General features: G+C 55.6%; 1 protein-coding gene. It reads right to left on the bottom strand.

The genetic code is table 11. The features are described from left to right. Nucleotides 1–248, bottom strand: a 248-nt coding sequence (locus A3754_RS27365) for a hypothetical protein (RefSeq protein WP_197468495.1), incomplete at both ends; no start/stop codon positions are given.

Genomic DNA, 248 nt, shown 5'->3' with positions numbered 1-248 from the left:
AACCCTTCCAGCGCGGTATTGTTTTCCGGCTCAATATCGACCACGGAGGTGAGCGTACAGGCTTCAGGCAGCCCCTCAACGGTTAACAGGCCATTCTCGTAGTGATAGCGGTCGCTATCGAGCACCACATCATCAAGCGCCAGAGTACGCAAGAGGAGGCCTTCACCATTGAAGGTCATTACTGTGGCGTCAGGAGAGGCGGGATTGCGACGCAGAGACAAGCTGCTAGTGACAGTAGTCACGCCATC

Source organism: Alcanivorax sp. HI0083 (assembly GCF_001635175.1).
This window is presented reverse-complemented; position numbering and strand designations above follow the sequence as displayed.